This is a genomic window from Streptomyces sp. MS191 (assembly GCF_008042125.1).
Lineage (GTDB): Bacteria > Actinomycetota > Actinomycetes > Streptomycetales > Streptomycetaceae > Streptomyces.
In genome coordinates, this window is record NZ_RDBI01000040.1 from 1,756,743 (window position 1) to 1,763,206 (window position 6,464).

The following is a 6,464-nucleotide window of genomic DNA, read 5'->3' on the forward strand; positions in this document are numbered from 1 at the left end:
TGCGCCCACCACCCGACAAGTGGTCTCAACCACTCTGTGACCACCCGACGCACCCCGTGCAACGCGCGGCCGGGGGCCGCCCCACGAGAACGGCCCCCGGCACACGTACCGAAGTACGCGCGCCGGGGGCCGTCCCCGTGGCGGAGGAAAGTGCTACTTGTCCTTGCCGCCCTTGTCCTTGTCCTTGTCCCCGCCGGGACCCATGGACTCGTAGATCTCCTTGCACATGGGGCAGACCGGGTACTTCTTGGGGTCGCGCCCCGGTACCCAGACCTTGCCGCACAGTGCCACCACGGGAGTGCCGTCGAGGGCACTCGCCATGATCTTGTCCTTCTGGACGTAGTGGGCGTAGCGCTCGTGGTCGCCGTCACCGTGGGACACCTGCGGCGTCGGCTCGACGAGGGTTCCCGTACCTGCCCCGCGCTCGGGCTCGAGAGTGCTCATAACAGCCAAGGGTACTGGGGCTCCCCGGGTACCCGCGCCCGGCCGGTCCGACGGATCCGGAGGGTCGCGCCGGTTCAGTTCAGCGAGGGATCGTCCGGGTACGTCGCCACGATCGCGAGCTCCCCGCGCTGGCGGCGGAGCACCGAGCGCCAGAGGGTCTCCGGGGACGGCGAGGAGACGTCACCCGGCTCGGACTCGACGACGTACCAGGCGCCCTCGCCGAGCTCCGTCTCCAGCTGGCCCGGACCCCAGCCCGCGTAGCCGGCGAAGATCCGGAGGGACCCGAGGGCCGGCCCGAGGAGCTCGGGCGGGGTCTCCAGGTCCACCAGGCCGATGGCCCCGAACACCCGGCGCCAGCCCAGTGGCCCCTCGTCGCCGGGGATCACCGCGAGGCCCAGCGCCGCGTCGAGCGAGACCGGGCCGCCCTGGAAGACGACGCCCGGGTCGCCGGCGAGCGGGGCCCAGGGCGCGAGGATGTCACCGACCGTGATCGGGGTGGGCCGGTTCAGGACCACGCCGAGCGACCCCTCGTCGTCGTGGTCGAGGAGGAGCACCACCGCGCGGTCGAAATTCGGATCCGCCAGGGCGGGGGTGGCGACGAGCAGTCGCCCTGTGAGCGAGGACACCTCGGTCATGCGACACATGATCCCGCATCTTCGGCGTTCGCGGAGCTTCTCGGGCACCGCGGGCGGACGGCGCGCACCCGGCGCAGCTCAGGGCGGCTGCGACGGCCGCGAAGATCCACAAACGGACGGTGACGCTCCGCAAGATCGCGTGAACAGAGTGTGTTGTGCCGAATTCATTACATCTGCGGGGGCCCCTCGCTCTACCGGAACGGGGGTGATCGGCCCTTACCCTATTTCCCTGGCCCCTGCCCGACGACTCCGGAACGCGAGATCCATGACCGGCACAGACGATGTACTGCTTGTCCACGGCGGAACCCCGCTGGAGGGCGAGATCCGCGTTCGCGGCGCGAAGAACCTCGTGCCCAAGGCAATGGTCGCCGCCCTGCTCGGCAGCGGTCCCAGCCGGCTGCGCAACGTGCCCGACATCCGGGACGTCCGGGTGGTGCGTGGCCTGCTGCAGTTGCACGGCGTCACGGTCCGCCCCGGCGACGAGCCCGGTGAGCTGGTCCTCGACCCCACGCACGTCGAGTCCGCCAACGTGGCTGACATCGATGCCCACGCGGGTTCCTCGCGGATCCCGATCCTCTTCTGCGGCCCGCTGCTGCACCGCCTCGGCCACGCCTTCATCCCGGGCCTGGGCGGCTGCGACATCGGCGGCCGGCCGATCGACTTCCACTTCGACGTGCTGCGCCAGTTCGGCGCGACGATCGAGAAGCGGGAGGACGGCCAGTACCTGGAGGCCCCGCAGCGACTGCGCGGCACCAAGATCCGCCTGCCGTACCCCTCGGTCGGCTCGACCGAGCAGGTGCTGCTCACGGCCGTCCTGGCGGAGGGCGTCACCGAGCTCTCCAACGCCGCGGTGGAGCCGGAGATCGAGGACCTGATCTGCGTCCTGCAGAAGATGGGCGCCATCATCTCGATGGACACCGACCGGACGATCCGGATCACCGGTGTCGACCGGCTCGACGGCTACACCCACCGGGCGCTCCCGGACCGCCTGGAGGCGGCGTCCTGGGCGTCGGCGGCGCTGGCCACCGAGGGCAACATCTACGTGCGCGGCGCCCAGCAGCGCTCGATGATGACCTTCCTGAACACCTACCGGAAGGTGGGTGGCGCCTTCGAGATCGACGACGAGGGCATCCGCTTCTGGCACCCGGGCGGCTCGCTGAACGCGATCCACCTGGAGACGGACGTGCACCCCGGTTTCCAGACGGACTGGCAGCAGCCCCTGGTGGTGGCCCTGACCCAGGCGTCCGGCCTCTCCATCGTCCACGAGACGGTCTACGAGTCGCGGCTCGGGTTCACCTCGGCGCTCAACCAGATGGGTGCGCACATCCAGCTGTACCGCGAGTGCCTGGGCGGTTCGGACTGCCGCTTCGGCCAGCGCAACTTCCTGCACTCCGCGGTCGTCTCCGGACCGACCAAGCTCCAGGGCGCGGACCTGGTCATCCCGGACCTGCGCGGCGGCTTCTCGTACCTGATCGCGGCCCTGGCGGCGCAGGGCACGAGCCGGGTCCACGGCATCGACCTGATCAACCGCGGCTACGAGAACTTCATGGAGAAGCTCGTCGAGCTCGGCGCCAAGGTCGAGCTGCCGGGCAGCGCCCTGGTGTAGGGCCCGTACGCGGACGAACGGAAGGGCGGCCACCCCCTGACAGGGTGGCCGCCCTTCCGTCGCCTTCAGACCCGCTCAGAGGCCCTCGGGCACTTACTTGCCCTTGGCGGCTTCCTTGAGCTTCGAGCCCGCGGAGACCTTCACGCTGTAGCCGGCCGGGATGTTGATCGGGTCGCCGGTCTGCGGGTTACGAGCGGTGCGAGCGGCACGGTGGGTGCGCTCGAAGGTCAGGAAGCCGGGGATGGTGACCTTCTCGTCGCCCTTGGCGACGACCTCGCCGACGGTCTCGGCGAGAGCGGCCAGCACGGCGTCGGCGTCCTTGCGGGTCACCTCGGCACGGTCGGCCAGGGCGGCCACCAGCTCACTGCGGTTCATGTTGTTACTCCCGTGTTCTTCTTGCCTGTGAGGCGTGAGATCGAAGCCGATGCTGCCAGGGCCCTCGGACAGTCCCCGGACCCGGGTCTGCTGTACAGACCCTCGCGCCCGAATAGGCATCCTGCCCCCACCAGCGGCGGGAACGCCAATCCGGCACCCTCTGGGGTCACACGAAAAGCGCCACGGCCTCCGGCATGGTGACGTTCCGTCGACTCCGCCGAAACTCTTTGGAGCCGAACAGCCACCCTAAAGGCGGGTTTACGGCGCGGCGACTCGCGACGCGCCGTTCACCGGGCTGACGTGGGGCCTGTCACAGCCCGTTCGAGGAGGTCTCCGCACCCGCGCCGGCCGCCTTCGCGGCCGTGCGGACGGCACCCGCGACGGCGCCCGCGACCTTGTCGTTGAACACCGAGGGGATGATGTAGTTCGGGTTCAGTTCGTCCTCGGTCACGACGCCGGCGAGGGCGGTGGCCGCCGCCAGCATCATGTCCGTGTTGACGGCCCGGGACTGAGCGTCCAACAGACCGCGGAAGACACCCGGGAAGACCAGCACGTTGTTGATCTGGTTGGGGAAGTCCGAACGGCCGGTGGCCACCACGGCGGCCGTCTGACGGGCGATCGCCGGGTCGACCTCGGGATCCGGGTTCGCGAGCGCGAACACGATCGCGCCCTCCGCCATGGCGGCGACGTCGTCCGCGCCGAGGAGGTTCGGGGCCGAGACGCCGATGAAGACGTCCGCGTCGACCACGGCCTCCTTGAGGGTGCCGGTGACGCCCTCGGGGTTGGTGTTGTCGGCGATCCAGCGCAGCGGGGTGCCGGGAGCCGCGTCGACCAGGTCCGTGCGGCCCGCGTGGACCACGCCGTGGATGTCGGCGACGACGGCGTGCTTGACGCCCGCCGCGATCAGCAGCTTCAGGATGGCCGTACCGGCCGCTCCGGCGCCCGACATGACGACCCGTACGTCGCCGATGCCCTTGCCCACGACGCGCAGGGCGTTGGTCAGGGCGGCGAGGACGACGATCGCGGTGCCGTGCTGGTCGTCGTGGAAGACGGGGATGTCCAGGGCCTCGCGCAGCCGCGCCTCGATCTCGAAGCAGCGGGGTGCCGAGATGTCCTCGAGGTTGATGCCGGCGAAGCCGGGGGCGATCGCCTTGACGATCTCGACGATGGCGTCGGTGTCCTGCGTGTCGAGGCAGATCGGCCAGGCGTCGATGCCGGCGAAGCGCTTGAAGAGGGCCGCCTTGCCCTCCATGACGGGCAGCGCGGCCATGGGGCCGATGTTGCCCAGGCCGAGGACCGCGGAGCCGTCCGTCACGACTGCGACGGAGTTGCGCTTGATGGTCAGGCGCCGGGCGTCCTCGGGGTTCTCGGCGATCGCCATGCACACCCGGGCCACGCCCGGGGTGTAGATCATGGAGAGGTCGTCACGGTTGCGGATGGGATGCTTCGACGCCATCTCGATCTTGCCGCCGAGGTGCATCAGGAACGTACGGTCCGAGACCTTGCCGAGGACGACGCCCTCGATGCCCCGCAGCTGCTCGACGATCTCGTCGGCGTGCCCGGTGGAGGTCGCGGCGATGGTGACGTCGATCCGGAGCTTCTCGTGGCCGGAGGCGGTCACGTCGAGGCCGGTGACGGAACCGCCGTGGGACTCCACCGCCGTGGTGAGCTGGGAGACCGCGGTCCCGCTCGCGGGAACCTCCAGCCGGACCGTCATCGAGTACGAGACGCTGGGCGCCGTTGCCATGGCCGAGTTCCTTCGCTTTCCCTAGCTTCATTGCTACGCCGCCTCGGCTGGTTGCCCGGCGGCGCCCTCCGATGGTCGCACCTACCTGCCGGTAGCAGGTAATGCGGTCATTTTGTTTTCGGAAAGTAGTTTCCACCATACGAGAAGCTGACGGGAAACAGAAGAGGCCCCCGTCACCAGTGGTGACGGGGGCCTCGACTTCGTACATACGCACGAAGAGTGTCCTGAGTGGCACCGACCCGCCATGCTCGCCTCGCGGCAAGTGGTCCCTCTGAGGGACGAAGGTTGGGCCCGGGGGCTTGGATCGAGCCGGTGCCACGACAAGGCTAACAAACCACCCTGGCAAGTGATTCCTACGGCGCAGGTTGACTTGAAATCAGCCCCGGACGACCCGGAGCGGGTCCGTCCGCTCAGTCCCTGAGCAGGTCCGGGACACCGTCCGCGTCCGGCACGTCCCGGGCCCCGGACACCACCGTCAGCTGCTGGGTGGCCCGGGTCAGGGCCACGTACAGCACCCGCAGGCCGGCGGGCGACTCGTCCGCGATCTCCGCGGGCGAGACGACCACCGTGGCGTCGTACTCCAGGCCCTTGGCCTCCAGCGAGCCGAGCGCCACCACCCGGTCGCCGAGGTCGGCCAGCCAGCGGGCGGCCTGCTCACGCCGGTTCATGGCGACGACGACACCGACCGTGCCGTCCACCTGATCGAGCAGCCGCTGCGCCTCGGAGCGGACGATTCCGGCCAGGTCGGCCTTGTCCGGGACCGCCACGAAGCGCGGCTCGACGCCTGTGGAGCGCACCGCGCGCGGCGACTCCTTGCCGGGCATCGCCAGCGCGAGCACCTTGGCGGCCAGTTCGGCGATCTCCGCCGGGTTGCGGTAGTTCACGGTCAGCTCGAACCGGCGGCGCGGGCGGCTGCCCAGGGCCTCGTCGCGCGCCTCGGCCGCCTCGTCCGGGGTGGACCAGGAGGACTGCGCCGGGTCGCCGACGACCGTCCAGGTCGCGTGGCGCCCGCGCCGGCCGACCATCCTCCACTGCATCGGCGTGAGGTCCTGGGCCTCGTCGACGATGACGTGGGCGTACTCGGTGCGCTCCGCCGCGAGCCGCTCGGCCCGCTCGCGCTGCGTCTCCTCGCGGACGGGCATCAGCTCCTCCAGGCCCGTCAGCTGGTCCAGCGGGTCGTACTCCCGCTTCCTGCGCGGTCGCGCGGGTGCGCCGAGCAGGGTGTGCAGCTCGTCGAGCAGCGCCACGTCGTGGACGGACAGGGCCTCGCGGCGCAGGGAGCGGGCCAGGCGCCGGACCTCGCCCGGGTTCAGGATGCGCCGGGCCCAGCGGCCGAGGCGCTTCTCGTCGGCCATCGCGTCGAGGACCTGGCGGGGCGTGAGCTCGGGCCACCAGGCGTCGAGGAAGGCGAGGAAGGAGTCCTCGGTGGAGACGTCCTCGTCGAAGGAGGAGCGCAGTTCGGCGGCCAGCTCGGGGTCGCTGTGCCGGCCGGCGGAGCCGGACTTGGAGTACAGCGCGTCGAGCAGCAGCTTGCGGGCCCGGGGGCGCAGCAGGTTGACGGGGGCGGAGCCGCCGAGGACGTTGTGCCGGATGCGCCGGAGCTCGTCGGCCTCCAGCTCGATGCGCCGCCCGAAGGCGACGACGCGCAGGAGGGTGG

Annotated in this window: 6 protein-coding genes; 1 reads left to right on the forward strand and 5 read right to left on the reverse strand. The window is 70.6% G+C overall.

Going from position 1 to position 6,464, the window contains the following annotated elements; all coding sequences use genetic code 11:
- Nucleotides 1-153: 153 nt before the first annotated feature.
- Together EAO71_RS15060 and EAO71_RS15065 are read right to left on the reverse strand one after the other, a co-directional pair.
- Nucleotides 154-444, reverse strand: a complete 291-nt coding sequence (locus tag EAO71_RS15060) for a DUF3039 domain-containing protein (protein ID WP_147978194.1) — start codon at nt 442-444, stop codon at nt 154-156.
- A gap of 74 nt (nt 445-518) precedes the next feature.
- Nucleotides 519-1,079, reverse strand: a complete 561-nt coding sequence (locus EAO71_RS15065) for a YqgE/AlgH family protein (protein ID WP_147978195.1) — start codon at nt 1,077-1,079, stop codon at nt 519-521.
- Nucleotides 1,080-1,344: 265 nt separating this feature from the next.
- Between EAO71_RS15065 and murA the strand changes: the two genes are divergently transcribed.
- Nucleotides 1,345-2,685 carry a UDP-N-acetylglucosamine 1-carboxyvinyltransferase gene (murA, locus tag EAO71_RS15070; protein ID WP_147978196.1) on the forward strand — a complete coding sequence of 447 codons (1,341 nt, stop codon included), beginning with the start codon at nt 1,345-1,347 and terminating at the stop codon, nt 2,683-2,685.
- Between the two features lie 93 nt (nt 2,686-2,778).
- Here murA and EAO71_RS15075 read toward each other — a convergent pair whose 3' ends face one another.
- The 3 genes from EAO71_RS15075 to EAO71_RS15090 form a co-directional block, all read right to left on the reverse strand.
- Nucleotides 2,779-3,060, reverse strand: coding sequence for an HU family DNA-binding protein (locus tag EAO71_RS15075; RefSeq protein WP_017237029.1), 282 nt, complete (start codon nt 3,058-3,060; stop codon nt 2,779-2,781).
- Nucleotides 3,061-3,370: 310 nt separating this feature from the next.
- Nucleotides 3,371-4,807, reverse strand: coding sequence for an NAD-dependent malic enzyme (locus EAO71_RS15085; RefSeq protein WP_147978197.1), 1,437 nt, complete (start codon nt 4,805-4,807; stop codon nt 3,371-3,373).
- A gap of 410 nt (nt 4,808-5,217) precedes the next feature.
- The coding region (locus tag EAO71_RS15090) for an ATP-binding domain-containing protein (RefSeq protein ID WP_147979309.1) at nt 5,218-6,464 on the reverse strand (1,247 nt) is incomplete at its 5' end.

What these genes read in the sequence shown, in the direction of transcription:
- EAO71_RS15060 (WP_147978194.1), bottom strand. Translation starts at nt 444, where the DNA reads ATGAGCACTCTCGAGCCCGAGCGCGGGGCAGGTACGGGAACCCTCGTC.
- EAO71_RS15065 (WP_147978195.1), bottom strand. Translation starts at nt 1,079, where the DNA reads ATGACCGAGGTGTCCTCGCTCACAGGGCGACTGCTCGTCGCCACCCCC.
- murA (WP_147978196.1), top strand. Translation starts at nt 1,345, where the DNA reads ATGACCGGCACAGACGATGTACTGCTTGTCCACGGCGGAACCCCGCTG.
- EAO71_RS15075 (WP_017237029.1), bottom strand. Translation starts at nt 3,060, where the DNA reads ATGAACCGCAGTGAGCTGGTGGCCGCCCTGGCCGACCGTGCCGAGGTG.
- EAO71_RS15085 (WP_147978197.1), bottom strand. Translation starts at nt 4,807, where the DNA reads ATGGCAACGGCGCCCAGCGTCTCGTACTCGATGACGGTCCGGCTGGAG.